Origin of the sequence: Comamonas kerstersii (genome assembly GCF_008801935.1) — a bacterium.
Classification (GTDB): domain Bacteria; phylum Pseudomonadota; class Gammaproteobacteria; order Burkholderiales; family Burkholderiaceae_C; genus Comamonas; species Comamonas kerstersii.
The window spans coordinates 17,008-35,267 of sequence record NZ_VZOT01000016.1; the positions used below are offsets into that span (position 1 = coordinate 17,008).

The window sequence follows — 18,260 nt, forward strand, 5'->3', positions numbered from 1 at the left end:
GAATAAATCCTCAATCCTTCAGACCACGCATCAGCGGATGATGGCAATCTTCTTGTGCAGACGTTTGACCAGATACGACAGGCTGTAGCAGATCACAAAGTAGGCAGCTGCCGCGGCCAGATAGGCTTCCATGGGGCGACCAAAGTTCTTGCCCGCCACTTCAAAGCCCTTGAGCATGTCGTAGGCGCCAATGGCATACACCAGCGAGGTGTCCTGAAACAGAATGATGGTCTGTGTCAGCAGCACGGGCAGCATGTTGCGGAAGGCCTGTGGCAGCACCACCAGACGCATGTTCTGGCTGTAGCTCATGCCCAGCGCCTGACCGGCATAGACCTGGCCACGCGGAATCGACTGAATGCCCGCGCGCATGATCTCGGAGAAGTACGCCGCCTCAAACGCGATGAAGGTGATGATGGCCGACAGGTCTGCGCCAATGGGCTTGCCGATGATCATGGGCATCAGCAGGAAGAACCACAGGATCACCATCACCAGGGGAATGGAGCGCATGCCGTTGACGTAGATCGTCGCAGGCAGCACCAGCCAGGCCTTGCCAGACAGGCGCATCAGCGCCAGCAGCGTGCCAAAGAAGACACCACCCAGCGTGGCAATCACCGTCAGCATCACGCTGAAGTAAAAGCCCTTGAGCACGAACTGGCTGATCAGCTCCCAGTTATAAAAAGACCAATCAAGTGCGAGATTCATGGCTTAGTGCCCTCCTGCCGCAGAGGCTGCAGACAAGCCCGGCACGCGGGTACGTTTTTCAATGAAAGCCATGATGCGGTTGATGGCGAAGGCCGAAATCACATACAGCCCCGTCACCGCCATGTAGACCTCAATGCCACGGCCGGTTTCTTCCTGCGCCTGCATGGCAAACAGCGTCAGCTCTGTCACCGACACCGCAAACGCCACGGACGAGTTCTTGAAGATATTCATGGTCTCGCTGGTCAGCGGCGGAATGATGATGCGCAGCGCATTGGGCAGCAGCACATAGCGGTAGGTCTGCCAGGTGGTAAAGCCCATGGCCAGACCGGCATAGCGCTGACCGCGGGGCAGCGCCTGAATGCCGGAGCGCACCTGCTCTGCAATACGCGCCGAAGTGAAAAAGCCCAGCGCCAGCACCACAAGGATGAAGCCGGAAACCGACTTCATGGCAGGGAAGATGGCTGGCACCACGTGGTACCAGATAAAAATTTGCACCAGCAGCGGGATATTGCGAAACAGCTCCACCCACGCATTGCCAAAACGCACCGTCCAGGGGCGGTTTTCCAGAGTACGCAAGGTACCGATCACCAGGCCAGCAGCCAGGGCCAGCGCCAAAGCCAGCAAAGACACAGACACGGTCCAGCCCCAGGCCGACAGCATCCAGTCCAGATAGGTGATGTCGCCGTCAGAGCCGAAGCAGCTGCCGCGCACTTCACGATCGATGGTGTCCTCACAGAACACCTGCCAATCCCAATTCATAGGATTTCCTTCCACTTAAACCTGCAATGGACCAGCGGTGCAGCTGGCCCGGAAGCAAAAACGCCCCGCTCCGCGTTCCGGCAGGCGGGGCGTTTTTCACTGATGGATCAGTTGTTGTAGGCTTCCTTGGGCTTGTTGTTGGGGTTGTTCCATGCCTCACGCGTAGCGTCAGACAGGGGCAGACCCACGGCCACATTGGCAGGAGGGATAGGCTGCATGAACCACTTGTCCCACAGCTTTTCCAGCGTGCCGTCCTTGACCTGGCGGGCGATGGATTCGTTCACGGCCTTCAGGAACTCAGGATCGTTCTTGCGCACCATGCAGGCGATGGGCTCGGTAGACAGTGCTTCACCCACGATCACGAAGTCACCCGCGTTCTTGGACTTGGAGATATTGCCCGCCAGGATGGAACCATCCATCACGAAGGCGTCCGCACGGCCGGTTTCCAGCAGCAGGAAGCTGTCGGCATGGTCCTTGCCCATTACGTTCTTGAATTCAATACCTTCGGCACGCTTGTTCTGGCGCAGCAGCTGCACCGATGTGGTGCCTGTGGTGGTGGCCACGGTCTTGCCGTTCAGGTCCTTGACATCCTTGATACCAGAGTCCTTGCGGGTGGCAATGCGCACCTGCTCGATATAGGTGGTGTTGGCAAAGTCCACGTCCTTCTGACGGTTCATGTCATTGGTGGTCGAGCCGCACTCGATGTCCACCGTACCGTTGACCACCAGAGGAATACGGTTCTGCGAGGTCACAGGCTGGTATTTCTTGTCAATCTTCTTGCCCAGCTTCTTTTCCAGATCAGAAACAATGTTCTCGGCCATTTCGGTGTGGAAGCCCACGTACTTGCCATCACCCAGGGTATAGGCCAGCGCGCCCGAAGACTCGCGTACCCCCAGCGTGATGCTGCCCGACGAATTGATCTTGGACAGCGTGTCATTGGCCTGCGCCATTGCACTACCTGCCGCCAAAGCCATCACCGCTACCGCCAGCAAATGTTTCTTCATAGAGTGCTCCTCTGATCAAACTTGGTGAACATGCATGCTTGTATACGAATGCATAGAGTCATGCCTGCTACGCATAACGAGAAACTATTGTCATGCAAGCGACACGTCAAATTCCAGCCTCAGCATCGCCAAGTGGAATGACTACCATCGTAAAAGCTATATCTGTGCCAGAAACACAAGTTTCTTTAGTGAAAACCCTGAAATCGCATATTGCGTGGAGACCATAAAAAAGCGACTTCCTGAAGAAAGTCGCTTTTTTTCACAGTCTGATTGCAATGGTGGTCAGTCTGCCTTCTTTTTCTCCTGCTGCACCGCCTGATGCTGCAGAAAGCTCCACAGGGCTTGGCCTACGGACTTGTGGTTGTCCTTGCTGGTTGGCTTTTCACGGTAAGCCAGCACATCCATGGGCAGCTGGAATTTGCTCGAACCAGCGGGCACGGCACTGACCAGACGCCCGCTTGCCAGTTCATTGCGTACGGCACTAAAAGGCAGGAAGGCCACACCATGGCCTTCAATGGCCATGGCCTTCAGACCTTCAGCCATATCGGTTTCATAGACACGCTCCAGATGCACGGGCATGTCCGCTTCCTTGAGCAGCAGCTCCGTCAGGCGGCCCAGATAGGCTCCGGGACCATAGGCCAGGAAGGGCAGGGACTGCGTTGCCGTGCCGGGCAAGGTAAACAGAGGATTGCCATCGGCATCCGGCTTGGCGTAAGGCGCCAGCAGCTCTTCGCCCAGACGCACCATTTCGTAGCGCGCAGGGTCCAGCTGCAGAGGCTGGGAGCTGTGGTGATAGGCAATCAGAAAGTCGCAGCCGCCCTCGACCAGGCGCATCACGGCGTCGTGCACATTCAGGGCAATCAGACGGCTTTTGAACGGCCCGAACTGCTCCTGCACCTGCGACACCCAGGCAGGGAAAAATGTGAAGGCCAGGGTATGGGGCACAGCAAAGCCCACCATGCCCTTGTCACTACTGGCATGGGCACGCAGCATGGAGCGGGTGCTTTGCAATGCCTGCAGCATCTCCAGCGCCTGCTCATACATGGTCTTGCCTGCGGGGGTGAGACGCGTGGGATAGGAGCTGCGGTCGACCAGATCAGTCCCGGCCCATGCCTCCAAGGCCTGTATCCGGCGCGAGAACGCCGGTTGGGTCACATGTCGCAGCTGGGCGGATCGGCTGAAGCTGCGCGTTTCAGCCAGACTGACAAAGTCTTCAAGCCATTTGGTTTCCATAACCGCGATTATCGCCTTGCCGCAATCTGACGGCAGGTGAACTTGCACATAGTCAATATGAATAAATCCACCAATAATGTGGCACGGCGTGCTGGCCACCCTTGCCTGCGCCCCGCATCCGGCTGACGTGCACAACACGGACCAGTCCGGAATCGATATCGAACGCTGGGCCACCCCCAGTTGCCTGCTGCAGTGCAGGGGCACGTTCGGTCATTTGCCTAGCTCTTGTTTCCGATTCCGCGACATGTCTGACCACCATCCCAGCCCGGCCGCCAAGGCCGAAGGCTCTGCCGAGCCACGTTCTCTGCGTATTGAAGACTGGCTCACCGTCATCATCATGGCCCTGCTGGCCCTGATTACCTTTGCCAATGTGCTGGTGCGCTACTTCACAGATGCCTCGTTCGCCTGGACCGAGGAAATCTCCATCTTTCTGATGATTGTGCTGGCCCTGGTCGCAGGCAGTGCCGCTGTCGCACGCGACCAGCACATCCGCATCGAGTTTTTCACCAGCAGTGGTTCTGCAGCCCGAAAAAAGGCGCTGGCGCGTCTGGGCTCTGCCTGTACTGCTCTGCTTTTTGCCATCATCGCTGTGCTCAGCACCCGCCTGGTCTGGGATGAATGGCGCTATGAAGAAACCTCGCCCGGTATCGGCGTGCCGCAGTGGTGGTACTCCATCTGGCTGCCAGTTTGCTCGCTGGCCATCACGCTGCGTGCCATCGGCCTGTTCATCCGCCAGGGCAAGCGCTCGTATGAAGACGTGACCCCAGAAGACAAGCAGGGAGACAAGGCATGATTGTGACCCTGCTGTTTGTCGCCTTTCTGGTGCTGATGTTTCTGGGCGTGCCCATCGGGGCTGCACTCGGCCTGGCAGGCGCAGCCTGTATCGCACTGGCCAATATGGACGTGCAGTGGTTCGGCCTGCTGGCCGTGCCACAGAACTTCTATGCAGGCCTGGGCAAGTACCCCCTGCTTGCCATTCCCATGTTTGTGCTGGTGGGCTCCATCTTTGATCGCTCTGGCGTGGCGGCCCGTCTGGTGAACTTTGCGGTGGCCATCGTGGGCCGCGGCCCCGGCATGCTGCCGCTGGTTGCCATCTGCGTGGCCATGTTCATGGGCGGTATCTCTGGCTCTGGCCCCGCCACGGCAGCTGCCGTAGGTGGCGTGATGATTGCCGCCATGGCACGTGCAGGCTACCCGGCCCCCTTTTCCGCCAGCGTAGTGGCAGGCGCTGCCGCGACGGACATTCTGATTCCACCTTCGGTGGCCTTCATCGTGTACTCCGTGCTCGTGCCCGGTGCTTCCGTACCTGCGCTGTTTGCTGCGGGCGTTTTCCCCGGGATTCTGGCCGGGCTGGCGCTCATCATTCCCGCCGTATGGATGGCGCGCCGCCACAAGATGGGCCAGCTGGAAGCCAGCCTGCCCCGGCCACCGTTCTGGAAAAGCCTGCGTGAAGCCATCTGGGGGCTGGCTGCACCCGTGGTGATTCTGGGCGGCATGCGCGCTGGCTGGTTTACTCCGACCGAAGCCGCCGTAGTGGCGGTGTTCTACGGTCTGTTCGTCGGCATGGTGATCCACCGCACCATCAAGCTGCGCGATCTGTTTGCCATCTTCCGCGAGGCGGGTGAGCTGTCCGCCGTCATCCTGCTGGTGGTCGCGCTGGCTGGGGTCTTCGCCTTTTCGCTGTCCACACTCGGCGTGATTGACCCGATCACCCGCGCCATTGTGAGCTCGGGCCTGGGCGAAACCGGCATCCTTGCACTGCTCATCGTGATGCTGCTGGTGCTGGGCATGTTCCTGGACGGCATTTCCATCCTGCTGATCTTTGTGCCACTGCTGGCGCCGCTGATGCTGCACTTCCAGTGGGATGTGGTCTGGTTCGGCGTGCTGCTGGTGCTCACGGTGGCCATTGGCCAGTTCACCCCGCCCATGGCCGTGAACCTGATGGTGGCCAGCAAGATTGCTGCCGTACGCATGGAGCAGACCACCCGCTGGGTGATCTGGCTGGTACTGGCCATGTGCGTCGCCATGCTGCTGGTCGCTGTTTTCCCCCAGATTGCGCTGTGGTTGCCGCAGCGGCTGGGCTATTGATTTTTCTTTCGCACAAAAACTCAAGCTTCATAAGGAGACAAGCCATGAAACTGCGTAGCTTTCTGACGGCCACCGCCGCTGCCGCCACCTTGCTGACTCTGGGCCTGCCCACGGCCCATGCACAGCCCAAGTACAAGGATGAGTACCGCCTGTCGGTCGTGCTGGGCACGGCCTTTCCATGGGGCAAGGGTGCAGAAATCTGGGCCGACAAGGTGCGCGAGCGCACGGATGGCCGCATCAATATCAAGCTCTACCCCGGCACCTCGCTGGTGCAGGGTGACCAGACCCGTGAATTCAGCGCCATTCGCCAGGGTGTGATCGACATGGCCGTGGGCTCGACCATCAACTGGTCGCCCCAGGTCAAGGCCCTGAACCTGTTCTCCCTGCCCTTCCTGTTCCCGGACTACGCCGCCGTGGACGCCGTGGTGCAAGGCCCCGCGGGTGAAGAAATCTTCAAGACCATCGACAAGGCCGGCGTGCTGCCACTGGCATGGGGCGAAAACGGCTACCGCGAAATCTCCAACTCCAAGCGCCCCATCACCAAGCCTGAAGACCTCAAGGGCCTGAAGATCCGTGTCGTGGGCTCTCCCCTGTTCCTGGACACCTTCACCGCACTGGGCGCCAACCCCACACAGATGAGCTGGGCAGACGCCCAGCCTGCCATGGCCAGCGGTGCCGTGGATGGTCAGGAGAACCCCATCCCCGTGTACATGGCCGCCAAGCTCAACACCGTGGGCCAGAAGTACCTGACCCTGTGGGGCTACATGAACGATCCGCTGATCTTTGTGGTGAACAAGGACGTGTGGAAGAGCTGGACGCCTGAAGACCAGGCCATCGTCAAGCAGGCTGCACTGGATGCTGCCAAGGAGCAGATCGCCATCTCCCGCAAGGGCACCATGGAAGCTGACAAGCCGCTGATCAAGGATCTGAATGCCCTGGGCGTGGAAGTGACCGATCTGACACTGGAGCAACGCAAGGCCTTTGCCGATGCCACCAAGAGCGTCTATGCCAAGTGGAAGCCACAGATTGGCACCAACCTGGTGGAAATGGCAGAAAAAGCCATTGCCGAGCGCAAGCAGTAACTGCCAGCCGGTGAATCGCGCTATGGAGGGAGCCTTCGGGCTCCCTTTTTTTATAGCTTGCAAGGCTTGCTACATCAGCGCTGGAGCCTAATTTTTCTATTAAAACACTGACCGCTGATACAAGCCGCAACAACCATCAAAAAAGAGCTGCCAGCGCCCATGTAGCAAGCGCTGGCAGCTCTTTTTTTTACAGCGTATCAGGCTGCAGTCTGAATCAGCGGCGCCTCCCCCATCAGCAGCTGCTCCTGGCGAATGGCTTCATGCCCCTCACCCAGCAGCAGCACCTGGCGCAGCACATGGATGATGGTCTGAGCAAAGCCCAGGTCATTCATCAAAGAGCTGACGGTCAGACTGTCAAGCAGACCACCGCGGATGGCTGCAAACAGATGCTTGCGGAACTGGGCATCAAACGCGGCGATGCTGGCATCCAGCGCATGCAGCTCCTGCGTCCATTGCGACTCAGGCATGTCCGCCACACTCAGGGCATGGATGTCGCGCAAGGTCTGCAGCATGTACAGGCGCAGCTCCAGATAGCTGCTACGCGCGGCGGAGTCATCGGGCTGCATCAGGAATTTGTGCATATTGCGCTGCAGGCGGTGGGCATCCTTGACCGCATCTACCAGCTGAAAGGCCGCCACCTGGCTGCTGTGCCAGAACGCCTGCTGCGCGCCATCCAGCGGCTGATCCATGCGCCCCATGAACTCCAGCAGATCGGCATACACCCCCTTGATGTGGTTGCGGTAGAGCACATCGGCATTGATGGCCTGGTGCTCCAGACGGCTGCGCAGCTGCGGGTCTTCGCGCTCCGGGCCATGGCGCACATCAGGTGGTGCATACAGCGCGTGGGCCACCACCTCCAGCGCCAGACGTGCCATGTGCTGCAACTCCTTGGCCACGGCACTGCTGGCACTTTCTGCCGTCTGCAAGGATGTGGTCTGCAGATAGCGCGCCCGTGTGAGCTGTACCACCTGCCCGGCACCGGTTTCAATCAGCACCGAAGGCTCCTGCGCGTCAGGCAACCAGCGCTCCAGCGCCTGGGCCAGCTGCTGCTGAAAAGGCCAGAACACCAGCACGCCCATGGCATTGAACAGGGTATGGAACATGGCCAGCTGAATCAGGGTGTTGTCACCCATACCCATCCAGCCTGTGGCGTGTACGACCAGCCAGGTCATGGGCGGCAGCAGGAAGAAGGCAATCACCGTCGTCGTACCGTTGAACACCATGTGTGCCACCGCCAGACGCTGACCGCTGCGCGCGCTGCCAATCAGGCCCATGACACCTGTTGATACGGCCGATCCCAGGTTGGAGCCAATAGCAATGGCCAGCGCCTGATCCAGCGCCAGCTGCTGGCTGGCCAGTGCAGCCAGTGTCAGCATCAGCGTGGCGTGGCTGGACTGCACGACCACCGTGATCAGCGTCCCCACACCCACGAACAGCAGTGCACCCATCGCACCATCGGCGCTGTAGCGGTCCAGCCGCAGATCCCCAAAGCTGGAGAAGCCGGACTTGATCTCATCAATGCCCATGAAGATCAGCGAAATGCCCAGCAGCAGACGACCTACGGCCTTGCCCCTGTCGCCCGACATGCCCAGCAAAATGCCAAACACCAGCAGCGGCATGGCCACTTTGGACATGCTGATGTTCTGCCCTGCCAGTGCCAGCAGCCAGATACCGCTGGTGGCACCCAGGTTGGCACCAAACAGCACGGCGATGCTGCCCACCAGCGTGATCAACCCGGCACTCAGAAAAGCAATGGTCAGCAGCGACACCAGTGTGCTGGACTGCAGCAGCAGACTGGCGACCGAGCCAAACAGCAGCCCCTTGAAGGGCGTGGATGTGCTTTTGCCCAACCACTGCTCCAGCCTGCCGCCGGCCAGGTTCTTCAGGCCCTGCTCCAGGCTTTGCATGCCGAACAGAAACAGCGCCAGCCCGGCGCACAGCTGCAGCCAGCCGCTACTCCACCAGAACGACCACGCCAGCGCCGCCAGCGCCAGAACCATCAGCGAATGTTTGGAATACACAGGGCTGAACACATCACACCTTTTTTTCAGTTGTTCTTTTTGCTGGGGTCTCTAACTACCCCATACACCCAGCTTGCATGGGCGTGCACAGCGCGCAATGCTGCAGGCAGTGCTGCATGACTAGCGCGCAGAATGTAAGCAGTTGTCAACGAAACCGCGCAGTGTAAGTGGCAGACTGCACTTAGATCGGGGTGATCAGGGATTGCCCGGAGAAATATCGCAAGCTGTTGTCTAGGAACAAATCCACGGTGGCCTGCACGGCCTCGGGCGACCAGCCCGCCACATGCGGTGTCAGCACCACCTTGCTGCTGTCCAGCAGCTCGGCAGGCGGCAGCGGCTCGCTCTCATACACATCCAGCCCGGCTCCCGCCAGACGACCTTCACGCAGGACCTGCGCCAGTGCGGCGGTGTCGATCACCGAGCCACGCGCGATATTCACCACATAGCCCTGTGGGCCCAGCGCATCGAGTACCTGGGCATTCACCAGATGCCTGGTGGCTGCGCCACCGGGCGTGGCAACCACCAGCACATCGGCCCACTCGGCCAGCCCCAGCACGCTGTCGAAGTAGGTGTGGGACACACCCGCCTTGGGCTTGCGGTTGTGATAGCCCACAGGCATGTCAAAGCCCTCGGCGCGGCGGGCAATCTTCTGGCCGATGGTGCCCAGCCCCAGAATGCCCAGGCGCTTACCCGAGACATTGGGCGGCAGCTCAATGGCATTGCGCCATACGCCCTGGCGCGTGAGCTTGTCCAGATGCACGATGCCGCGCACAGCCGCCAGCACCAGGCCAAAGGCGTGATCGGCCACGCAGTTGTCGTTGGTGCCAGTACCATTGAACAGGCCAATGCCACGCGCACGGGCATGGGCCAGATCAATGTTTTCATAGCCTGCGCCCAGCGCCCCGACCAGACGCAGGCGAGGCATGGCCTCCATCTGCGCAGCGCTCAGGCCAATTGCACCAATGGTCAGCACCACCTCCACCTGCGCGCCATGCTCGGCAATGGCCTGTGCACACTGCTGGGCATCGGGGGCGTACAGCACCTCAAAGTGCTGGGCCAGCTGGTCACGGTGTGCTTCCGAGAGCACATGCAAAACAAGGAGAACAGGCTTCAAGGCAGACATGGCAGAAAAGGTCGGTCAAGGTCAAAGCGCCTATTCTGAATGCTCTGCGCTTTGTTGCAGCGCCCACATTTGGGCATAGCGGCCACCTTGGGCCAGCAAGTGTGCGTGTGTGCCGCGCTCGATGATCTGGCCGCCGTCCATGACCAGAATCTCATGGGCATCGACCACGGTAGACAGGCGGTGTGCAATCACCAGCGTGGTCTTGCCCTGAGCGGCGCTGGCCAGTTCCTGCTGAATGGCACGCTCGGTCTGGCTGTCCAGCGCTGAGGTCGCCTCATCAAAGATCAGTATCGGCGGGTTCTTGAGCAGGGTGCGCGCTATGGCCACGCGCTGCTTTTCGCCGCCTGAGAGCTTGAGTCCACGCTCCCCCACCCTGGTGGCATAGCCCTTCGGGGTAGAGATGATGAAGTCATGAATGCGCGCAGCCTTGGCGGCTTCCTCCACCTCCTGCTGGGTGGCTCCCGTGCGGCCATAGGCGATGTTGTAGGCCACGGTATCGTTGAACAGCACGGTGTCCTGCGGCACGATGCCAATGGCGCGGCGCAGGCTGTCCTGCGTCACACCACGGATGTCCTGACCCGCAATGGTGATGCGGCCGCTTTGCACGTCATAAAAGCGGTACAGCAGGCGTGCCAGCGTGCTCTTTCCTGCGCCGGATGCACCGACCACGGCCACGGTCTTGCCCGCTGGCACGCTAAAGCTCACGCCCTGCAGGATGGGACGTTCTGGGTCATAGGCAAAGCGTACCTCTTCAAAGCGTACCTCGGGCTGTTCGTGCAGCTGCAGCGGCTGGGCCGATGGCTGATCTGCCACCTCGCGCTCGCGGTCCATGAGGGTGAACATGCGCGAAAGGTCTGCCATGCTCTGCTTGATTTCGCGGTACAGCGTGCCCAGAAAATTCAGCGGTATGTACAGCTGAATCATGAAGGCATTGATCATCACAAAGTCGCCCAGCGTCAGCGTACCTGCCACCACCCCCTGCGTGGCGCGCCAGAGCATGGCCACCAGCGCCGTAGCAATGATGAGCTGCTGCCCGCCATTGAGCAGACTCAGCGTGCGCTGGCTTTTCAGACGTACGCGGCGCAGCTCCTGCAGGTTTTCGTCATAGCGGTGCGCCTCAAAGTCTTCGTTGTTGAAGTATTTGACGGTTTCGTAGTTCAGCAGCGCGTCCACCGCCTTGGTGTGGGCGGCCGAATCCTGCGCATTCGCGGCGCGCCGGAACTGCGTGCGCCACTCCGTGAGCTTGACGGTGAAAGTGATGTAGCACACCAGCGCCACGGCTGTGATGGCTGCAAAGCCCCAGTCAAAGCTCACCGCCAGAATGCCCAGCACCAGCAGCATTTCCATCAAGGTGGGCAGGATGCTGTAGAGCGAGTAGGACACCAGTGACTCGGTGCTGCGCACTCCACGCTCGATGTCACGCGTCATGCCGCCGGTCTGGCGCTCCAGGTGAAAGCGCAGACTCAGACTCATCAGATGGCGGAACGTGGACAGTGCTATCGCGCGCGATGCCCCCTGCGTAGCCTTGGCAAAGACCAGATCGCGCAGCTCGGTAAACAGCGAGGTCGAAAAGCGCAGCGCCCCGTAGGCCAGCAGCAGCCCTACGGGGACGACCAGCAGCGCCTTGCCATCGCCCGGCTTCACGTCCAGCGCATCCACCAGTTCCTTGAGCAGCAGCGGCACACCCACTACTGCCAGCTTGGCTGCCACCATGAACAGCAAGGCGGCCAGCACGCGCCATTTGTACTGCCACAGATAGGGGAGCAGGCGCCGCAGGGCGGCCCATTCCGCAGCATTAGCCACTGAAGTGCTGGAGGGATCTGGTGTTTCGTGTGAACCGCTGCGACGCATGGAGGACAATTCGGGTCTGTTTGTTTTACTGCCGAATTGTCACCCATGCCTCGTTCTCCTGACTTGCCCAGCGTTGCACTGCCTACTGATAAAGAGCTGGTGCTCAAAGTCGTTCCCATGCCTGCCGACTGCAATGCCAATGGCGACATCTTTGGTGGCTGGGTGATGTCTCAGGTGGACCTGGCAGGCTGCACACTGGCCATGCGCCTGGCCGGTGGTCGCATGGCCACCGTGGCTGTGAAAGAGTTCATCTTCAAGCACCCCGTGCGCGTGGGCGATGTGGTGTCGCTGTATGGCTGCATTACCCACGTAGGTCGCACTTCGGTGACCGTGGACATGGAAGTGTTTGCCGAGCGCATGAGCCACCAGGGCCAGTACGTCAAGGTGACTGAAGCCGTGCTGACCTATGTCGCCATTGATGACGAAGGCCGCCCCCGCCCGCTGAATACACCTGCACCGGAAACTGCACCTACGGCCATCCTGCCCCAGCAGGACTGAGGCGGGGCAGGCTTTTTCTCCCACTGTTTCTTTTCCCTCCCCGCTGGGTGAGGGTGAGGGTGGGGGCCAAGCTGGTGCATGCTGCCCAACCTGCTCAGATTCCAGGCACTGCCGGCCCCCATCCCTGCCTTCCCCCAGAGAGGGGAAGGAGAAAATGCCCCTCACCCTGACCCTCTCCCGTAAACGGGAGAGGGAACAAAGCTGGGATGCAACGCCCTCTCCCACTTGTGGGAGAGGGCTGGGGTGAGGGTTTGCCAAGGCTTATGCATCACCTCGATGGTGAGGCCCTGCACCACCTGGGCCGCGCGGGCACTCAAGCTGATGTTGCTTCTGCCGTCTTGGGCTTGGCAGCTGCTGAAGTGCTGCTGGTCACGGCCTTGGTACGCTGCCCTACGCCCACTTCAATCTCGCCCGAGAGCTGGCCACCCTCCTCAATCACGATCTTGCCGTAGCGAATCTTGCCGCTGACGCGCCCGGTGCTGTGGATCACCAGCTTTTCACGCACGGTCAGCGAGCCCGCAAACTCGCCATGAATCTCGGCAATATCAATTTCTGCAGCACCGTGAAAAGCGCCCTGCTGCGCAATGTGGATGACGCGCGAATCCATGGTGGCCTCAACCGTCCCCTCGACCACCAGTGTGTCGCAGTCCGTAATTTCTACGCCCTTGAGCTTGATGTTGGGGCCTACGGTCAGCTTGCTGCCGCCCTGGTCTGCCGTATTGCTGGAAGCACTTGCCGCAGCAGGCGCAGCAGGCGCAGCAGGCGCAGCACTGTTGCCATGGACCATGCTGCTGGGAACAGATTCGTGCACGGTGGATGCAGCAGGCTCTGCTGCGGCGTTGCCTGCAGGTCTGAAGCCGCCCACGGGATTGCTGGGGCGGTTGACGAAGCTTTGCGGCTCTCGCTTGGAAAAGAATGGGTTGCTCACGGCCATGGATCCTCCTCAATGAAAGTCTTGAGCATAGGAATCCTGCCGCTGCACACGCTCGCTGGTTTCGCAACAGCCGTAAGCAAAGACTACGGTTGTGGCGTCTGCTTACGTGTGTTGCGCTCTCAAACAAATAGCACGGCGCTGCAGACTCAGGAAACAATATACGCAGCCATGCCAGCGGAGAGCAGCTCGCCCGTTTCACTCAGAAACTCCATGCGGGTCGTGGCCACGCGCGAGCCCAGACGCAGCACTTCGGCACGCACCACAAAGCGCTGACCAATGCCTGGGCGCATATAGTCCACGCGCAGGTCAATGGTGCCAATACGGCCAAAGCGTTCCACGCGCTGCTGCCACGGCTCTGCCATGTGCTTGGCACCCAGGGCGGCCATGACGGCTACGCCACCCACCGCGTCCAGCGCCGCGCTGATGGCACCGCCGTGGATGCGGTTGATGGCAGGGTGTCCCACCAGATCTGGCTTCATCTCCATGCTGGCCACGGCCGTGGTCGCATCGGTGCTTTCCAGCTTCAGCCCCAGCACCTTGTTGAAGCTGACGTATTCCTCCGTCACATGCTTGAGCGCGGCCAGAAACTCGGGCTCGAACTGCAACGCCTGTGCAGACTGGGATGGCTTGGGTGTCATGGCATGAACCTCTCTTAAAAAAAGAGCTGCCAGCGCTTGATATTGCTTGGTTTTCGAAATGAATTCCATGTGAAACCAAGCAATTTCGGGCGCTAACAGCTTTTGTTTTTATAGCTCGGTATTCAGGCCAGCCTAGAGCTGGCTGAAGTCGGGCTTACGTTTTTGGTGAAAGCGCAAACCTTGGCTTCGCCATTCAGCGGAGACAAGCTCCGCCTCGATTTCAGCACTTGCTGAAATCAGGTTTTCTCTTTTGGCGAAAGCACTCGCCCGCTGCGCGGTACGGCCTGCTTACGCATGCCTACCGACTTCAGCATTTGCTGAAGTCTGGCTTTCTTTTCTAGTGAAAGAGCAAACCTTGGCTTCGCCATTCGGCGGAGACAAGCTCCGCCTCGATTTCAGCACTTGCTGAAATCAGGTTTTCTCTTTTCCATAAACGCGGTAAAGGCTTCGCGGGCAGCGGGCTCAACCAGCATGCGGCTGAAGCTCTGGCCTTCGGTCGCCATCTGCGCATTGATGGCGTCGCGCTGGCCGGCCTTCATCAGGCGCTTGGTTTCGATCAGTGCCGACATGGGCTTGGCCGCCAGCTTGGCCGCCTGCGACTGGGCGTAGGCATTGACCTCGGTCGGTGGCACCACGCGGTTGACCAGGCCCACTTCGAGCGCGGCTTCTGCCATGAAGGGCTCACCCAGCATCAGCGCTTCGGCGGCGCGGTGGTAACCCATCAGGCGGGGCAGCAGCAGGCTGGACGCTGCTTCAGGGCACAGACCCAGGTTCACAAAGGGCAGCGAGAAGGCGGCGTTGTCACCGGCATAGACCAGATCGCAATGCAGCAGCATGGTGGTGCCAATACCAACGGCCGGGCCTGCCACAGCAGCAATCAGGGGCTTGGGGAAATCTGCCAGCGCATGCAGGAACTGGAACACGGGCGCTTCCTGGGTCAGTGGCTGGCCACTCTGGCGAGAGAGAAAGTCGCCAATATCATTGCCTGCGCTGAACACGGTGGCATCGCCCTGCAGCACCACCACACGCACGGCCTCGTCGGTCGCAGCGCTGCGCAGCGCTTCGGCCAGCGCCGCATACATGGCCTGGGTGATGGAGTTTTTCTTGTCCACACGGTTGAAGGTAATGGTGCGCACACCGGCTTCGGTGTGCACCAGGATGTCTTGGTGAGCGGTTTCTGTCATAGGTTTTCCTGAATAAAGCAACAAGGCGGCACAGCACAGCGCTGACTGTGCCGTTGCCGCCTTATTCCTTGTAATAAACGATCTGGTGGCTGGTCGCCAGCAGGCTGCCTTCGGCATCCCACAGCTGGGCGGTCTGGTCAAAATAGCCATTGCGAAATGCCTGTGCACTGGCCTGTGCCAGCACATGGCGATCTGCCTGCTGTGCCAGCTGTTCCGAGCCAGCGTGGAAATATACGGTCATACCGACCGTGCCTGCAGGTACCCGGCGCGCACGCTGCAGCCAGATACGGGGAAAAAACACATCGCACAGGGCCGCCAGCGCCGGAAAGTCCAGCGGACGTGGCGGGTCATCGCGCACCCACAGCTGGGAAATGCTTTCCTGCCCGCTGTCGTCCCAGACCGTGGGAATCGCCCCCTGCACCACACGCATGTCGTAGCGGTGCAGCCATTCCATGGCGCCCTGGGTGTCGTAACGCTCGCAGGTTGCAGGATCTGGCATGGCAGGCGGGTCCAGGCTGTCCATGCTGAAGGTCTCGCGCCGCACGGCGGTGATCACCGTGGCTGTGGTGCAGATCTCGTATTCGCCTTCCGCATTGCGCTGGCCCATGCTCACGGTCCAGTGCTGGGTCGAACGGTTGGTGCGCACAGCCACGGCTTCGATGCGCATATCACCACTGGCCACAGGCCCGGCAAAGTTGACGGTGATGGAAACCGGCTCACCCAGCAGGTTGGGCTGGGCCAGCACAGCCTGCAGCATCTGTGCGGCCGTAATCCCTCCATAGGGGCCGACCATGTTCCAGTAGGCCGCAGGCGCAGTGGCCTGCATGCTGCCGTCGTGCTGCGGCGTCATGCGCAGCGCGACATCCAGCGGATGGAAACCTGACACAACGGTGGTGTTGGCGTCTTGAACGGTGCTCATATCATGGGTTCTCCGAGAAAAGCTCACCCTGACCACACTGCCTGCTGGCAGCCATGGCCCTGCGTTCCATGCCCATGACTGTAGCGCCATTGCTTGCAGAGGGCTGACCTTTAGGCGTCACCTCTCCCAGGTTCCAGCGCTCCAGCACCGCGAGTGCGCGGGGCCACAAGGTGTGCTCCATCTCGGAACGAAAGAACCCAAAGTGCCCGATACGGCGTCCGGGCACATCCAGCATGCGCAGGCGTTCGATGCGCTGCGCGCTGTTGCGGTACCAGCCGACCAGTGATGCCGTGGAACGCCACGACATCATCTCGTCGTCCTCGACCGAAAACGCATGCACGGGGTAACGTGCCGCTGCATATGCCTTGCGCAGTGCTTCCCCCTCTACCCCAATGCCATAGTTGGGGTGGAGACACCATCTGCGCCACTGCCAGAGCACGCCCGCAGGCAGATTGCCCACCAGCCCCAGCTTTTTACCCGGCAGGCAGCCGCACACGGCCGTGACCACCGGCGCAATCACATGCCACCACAGCAGCACCTTGCGCCGCGTGGGTGTGGCGTTGTCACGCCAGTAACCACTGCCGCTGGCAATGGCCAGCATGCCGTCAATGGGCATATCACTGCCGTTGATGCCAGGCAGCTGCGCCCCAACGCTGTGGCCCAGCCAGTACAGCGGCAACTGCGGAGCCTGGGCACGCACATGCTGGGCCACGGCGGCGCAGTCGGCTGCCCAGTCCAGCAAGTTGGCCTTGGCCTTGCGCAGCGGCCCATGCAGTGACTCCGCATGTCCACGGTAGTCAAACGTGGTCACGGCATAGCCGTGAGCAGCCAGCCACTGGGCAAACGCCGTGTAGTAGCGCTGTGGCACGCCCACCGCCGCCGCAATCACTGCCTGGGCATGTACCGGTGCATCCACAGGCTGGCAGCGCCGCAGCGCCAGAGGGCCAGCGACGCCGGGCACCTCCAGACTGAGCGACTGCCAGCGCACGGCGACTGCGTAATCCGTGGCTGCATCGTCCATGGCTTAAACGCGCTCGAAGATGCCCGCCGCGCCCTGGCCGGTGCCCACGCACATGGTGACCATGCCGTACTTCAGGTTGTGGCGGCGCAAGGCGTGCACCACAGTCGCGGCACGGATGGCGCCAGTCGCCCCCAAGGGGTGACCCAGCGCAATTGCGCCGCCCATGGGGTTGACCTTGGCGGGGTCCAGACCCAGCGTGTTCATCACGGCCAGAGACTGGGCCGCAAAGGCTTCGTTCAGCTCGTACCAGTCAATATCCTGCTGGTTGATGCCTGCATAGCGCAGCGCGGCAGGAATGGCTTCGATGGGGCCAATGCCCATGATTTCGGGTGGCACGCCACGTGCGGCAAAGCTCACAAAGCGGGCCAATGGTATTAGACCAAACTGCTTGACGGCTTTTTCGCTGGCCAGAATCAGTGCACCTGCACCATCGCTGGTCTGTGAGGAGTTGCCGGCCGTGACCGAGCCACGTGCCGCAAACACGGGCTTGAGCTTGCCCAGCGCTTCCAGCGTGGTGTCTGGGCGAGGGCCTTCATCCAGGTTCACGGTGCGGCTCTTGGTGATGACTTCACCGGTCGCCAGATTGGGCGTGCGCTCGATGACTTCGATGGGCGTGATTTCGTCGGTGAACTCCCCCGCCTGCTGCGCCTTGATGGCACGCAGGTGGGACTCCAGCGCAAAGGCATCCTGCTGCTCGCGGCTCACCTTCCACTGCTGGGCCACTTTCTCGGCCGTCAGGCCCATGCCGTAGGCAATGCCGACGTTCTCATCCTGGGCAAACACCTCGGGGTTGAACGAAGGCTTGTTGCCGCCCATGGGTACCATGCTCATGGACTCCGCACCACCGGCGATCAGCACATCGGCCTCACCCACACGGATGCGATCTGCCGCCATCTGGATGGCCGAGATACCGGATGCACAGAAACGGTTGACGGTAATACCGCCCACAGGGTGCTGGAACACCATGCCCATGACCATGCGCGCCATGTTCATGCCCTGCTCGCCTTCGGGGAAGGAGCAGCCAATGATGGCATCTTCAATCGCCTTGGGGTCCAGCGCAGGCACCTGCTGCAGCGCAGCGCGGACGGAGGCGGCCAGCAGATCATCCGGACGGGTGTTCCTGAAGTAACCGCGCCCCGAACGACCGATGGGGGTACGTGTAGCGGCAACGATGTACGCGTCTTGTACTTGTTTCATGGAGAT

17 protein-coding genes are annotated in these 18,260 nt (G+C 60.7%); 4 read left to right on the plus strand and 13 right to left on the minus strand.

The window, feature by feature from the left end; all coding sequences use genetic code 11:
* Positions 1-30: 30 nt before the first annotated feature.
* From F7P80_RS14990 to F7P80_RS15005, 4 genes are all read right to left on the minus strand, one after another.
* A complete protein-coding gene (locus F7P80_RS14990; protein WP_054066163.1) occupies positions 31-702 on the minus strand; it encodes an amino acid ABC transporter permease in 672 nt (223 codons plus the stop codon).
* Between the two features lie 3 nt (positions 703-705).
* A complete protein-coding gene (locus tag F7P80_RS14995; RefSeq protein ID WP_054066162.1) occupies positions 706-1,461 on the minus strand; it encodes an amino acid ABC transporter permease in 756 nt (251 codons plus the stop codon).
* A 107-nt stretch (positions 1,462-1,568) separates the two neighbouring features.
* On the minus strand, positions 1,569-2,465 hold the full coding sequence (locus F7P80_RS15000) for an amino acid ABC transporter substrate-binding protein (protein ID WP_151045804.1): 897 nt from the start codon (positions 2,463-2,465) through the stop codon (positions 1,569-1,571).
* A gap of 282 nt (positions 2,466-2,747) precedes the next feature.
* Positions 2,748-3,698 (minus strand): LysR substrate-binding domain-containing protein, encoded by a 951-nt coding sequence (locus F7P80_RS15005; RefSeq protein ID WP_054066160.1) that lies wholly within the window; start codon positions 3,696-3,698, stop codon positions 2,748-2,750.
* Positions 3,699-3,942: 244 nt separating this feature from the next.
* Here F7P80_RS15005 and F7P80_RS15010 point away from each other — a divergent pair, with 244 nt between their 5' ends.
* The 3 genes from F7P80_RS15010 to F7P80_RS15020 are packed head-to-tail and all read left to right on the plus strand — an operon-like array spanning position 3,943 to position 6,868.
* A complete protein-coding gene (locus F7P80_RS15010; protein ID WP_058879646.1) occupies positions 3,943-4,491 on the plus strand; it encodes a TRAP transporter small permease in 549 nt (182 codons plus the stop codon).
* On the plus strand, positions 4,488-5,786 hold the full coding sequence (locus tag F7P80_RS15015; protein ID WP_151045806.1) for a TRAP transporter large permease: 1,299 nt from the start codon (positions 4,488-4,490) through the stop codon (positions 5,784-5,786). The genes F7P80_RS15010 and F7P80_RS15015 overlap by 4 nt, the downstream gene beginning before the upstream one ends.
* A gap of 44 nt (positions 5,787-5,830) precedes the next feature.
* Complete coding sequence (locus F7P80_RS15020; protein ID WP_151045808.1) at positions 5,831-6,868, plus strand: DctP family TRAP transporter solute-binding subunit; 1,038 nt, start codon at positions 5,831-5,833, stop codon at positions 6,866-6,868.
* Positions 6,869-7,065: 197 nt separating this feature from the next.
* Here F7P80_RS15020 and F7P80_RS15025 read toward each other — a convergent pair whose 3' ends face one another.
* From F7P80_RS15025 to F7P80_RS15035, 3 genes are all read right to left on the minus strand, one after another.
* Positions 7,066-8,889 carry a Na/Pi cotransporter family protein gene (locus tag F7P80_RS15025; protein ID WP_211372052.1) on the minus strand — a complete coding sequence of 608 codons (1,824 nt, stop codon included), beginning with the start codon at positions 8,887-8,889 and terminating at the stop codon, positions 7,066-7,068.
* A 181-nt stretch (positions 8,890-9,070) separates the two neighbouring features.
* Positions 9,071-10,003, minus strand: a complete 933-nt coding sequence (locus F7P80_RS15030; RefSeq protein WP_151045864.1) for a 2-hydroxyacid dehydrogenase — start codon at positions 10,001-10,003, stop codon at positions 9,071-9,073.
* A 39-nt stretch (positions 10,004-10,042) separates the two neighbouring features.
* The gene (locus F7P80_RS15035; protein WP_151045866.1) at positions 10,043-11,863 is read right to left on the minus strand and encodes an ABCB family ABC transporter ATP-binding protein/permease; all 1,821 of its coding nucleotides are present in this window, start codon (positions 11,861-11,863) and stop codon (positions 10,043-10,045) included.
* A gap of 45 nt (positions 11,864-11,908) precedes the next feature.
* Between F7P80_RS15035 and F7P80_RS15040 the strand changes: the two genes are divergently transcribed.
* Positions 11,909-12,361, plus strand: coding sequence for an acyl-CoA thioesterase (locus tag F7P80_RS15040; RefSeq protein WP_054066154.1), 453 nt, complete (start codon positions 11,909-11,911; stop codon positions 12,359-12,361).
* A gap of 313 nt (positions 12,362-12,674) precedes the next feature.
* Here F7P80_RS15040 and F7P80_RS15045 read toward each other — a convergent pair whose 3' ends face one another.
* The 6 genes from F7P80_RS15045 to F7P80_RS15070 all read right to left on the minus strand — a co-directional run bounded on the left by F7P80_RS15045 (position 12,675) and on the right by F7P80_RS15070 (position 18,254).
* Complete coding sequence (locus F7P80_RS15045; RefSeq protein WP_151045810.1) at positions 12,675-13,295, minus strand: bactofilin family protein; 621 nt, start codon at positions 13,293-13,295, stop codon at positions 12,675-12,677.
* A gap of 146 nt (positions 13,296-13,441) precedes the next feature.
* Positions 13,442-13,933 (minus strand): thioesterase family protein, encoded by a 492-nt coding sequence (locus tag F7P80_RS15050; RefSeq protein ID WP_151045812.1) that lies wholly within the window; start codon positions 13,931-13,933, stop codon positions 13,442-13,444.
* A 395-nt stretch (positions 13,934-14,328) separates the two neighbouring features.
* Positions 14,329-15,117, minus strand: a complete 789-nt coding sequence (locus F7P80_RS15055; protein ID WP_151045814.1) for an enoyl-CoA hydratase — start codon at positions 15,115-15,117, stop codon at positions 14,329-14,331.
* Positions 15,118-15,178: 61 nt separating this feature from the next.
* On the minus strand, positions 15,179-16,036 hold the full coding sequence (locus tag F7P80_RS15060) for an acyl-CoA thioesterase (protein ID WP_054066150.1): 858 nt from the start codon (positions 16,034-16,036) through the stop codon (positions 15,179-15,181).
* Position 16,037: 1 nt separating this feature from the next.
* Positions 16,038-17,057, minus strand: coding sequence for an alpha/beta hydrolase family protein (locus F7P80_RS15065; RefSeq protein WP_151045816.1), 1,020 nt, complete (start codon positions 17,055-17,057; stop codon positions 16,038-16,040).
* A gap of 3 nt (positions 17,058-17,060) precedes the next feature.
* Positions 17,061-18,254 (minus strand): acetyl-CoA C-acyltransferase, encoded by a 1,194-nt coding sequence (locus F7P80_RS15070; protein ID WP_151045818.1) that lies wholly within the window; start codon positions 18,252-18,254, stop codon positions 17,061-17,063.
* Between the last annotated feature and the right edge of the window lie 6 nt (positions 18,255-18,260).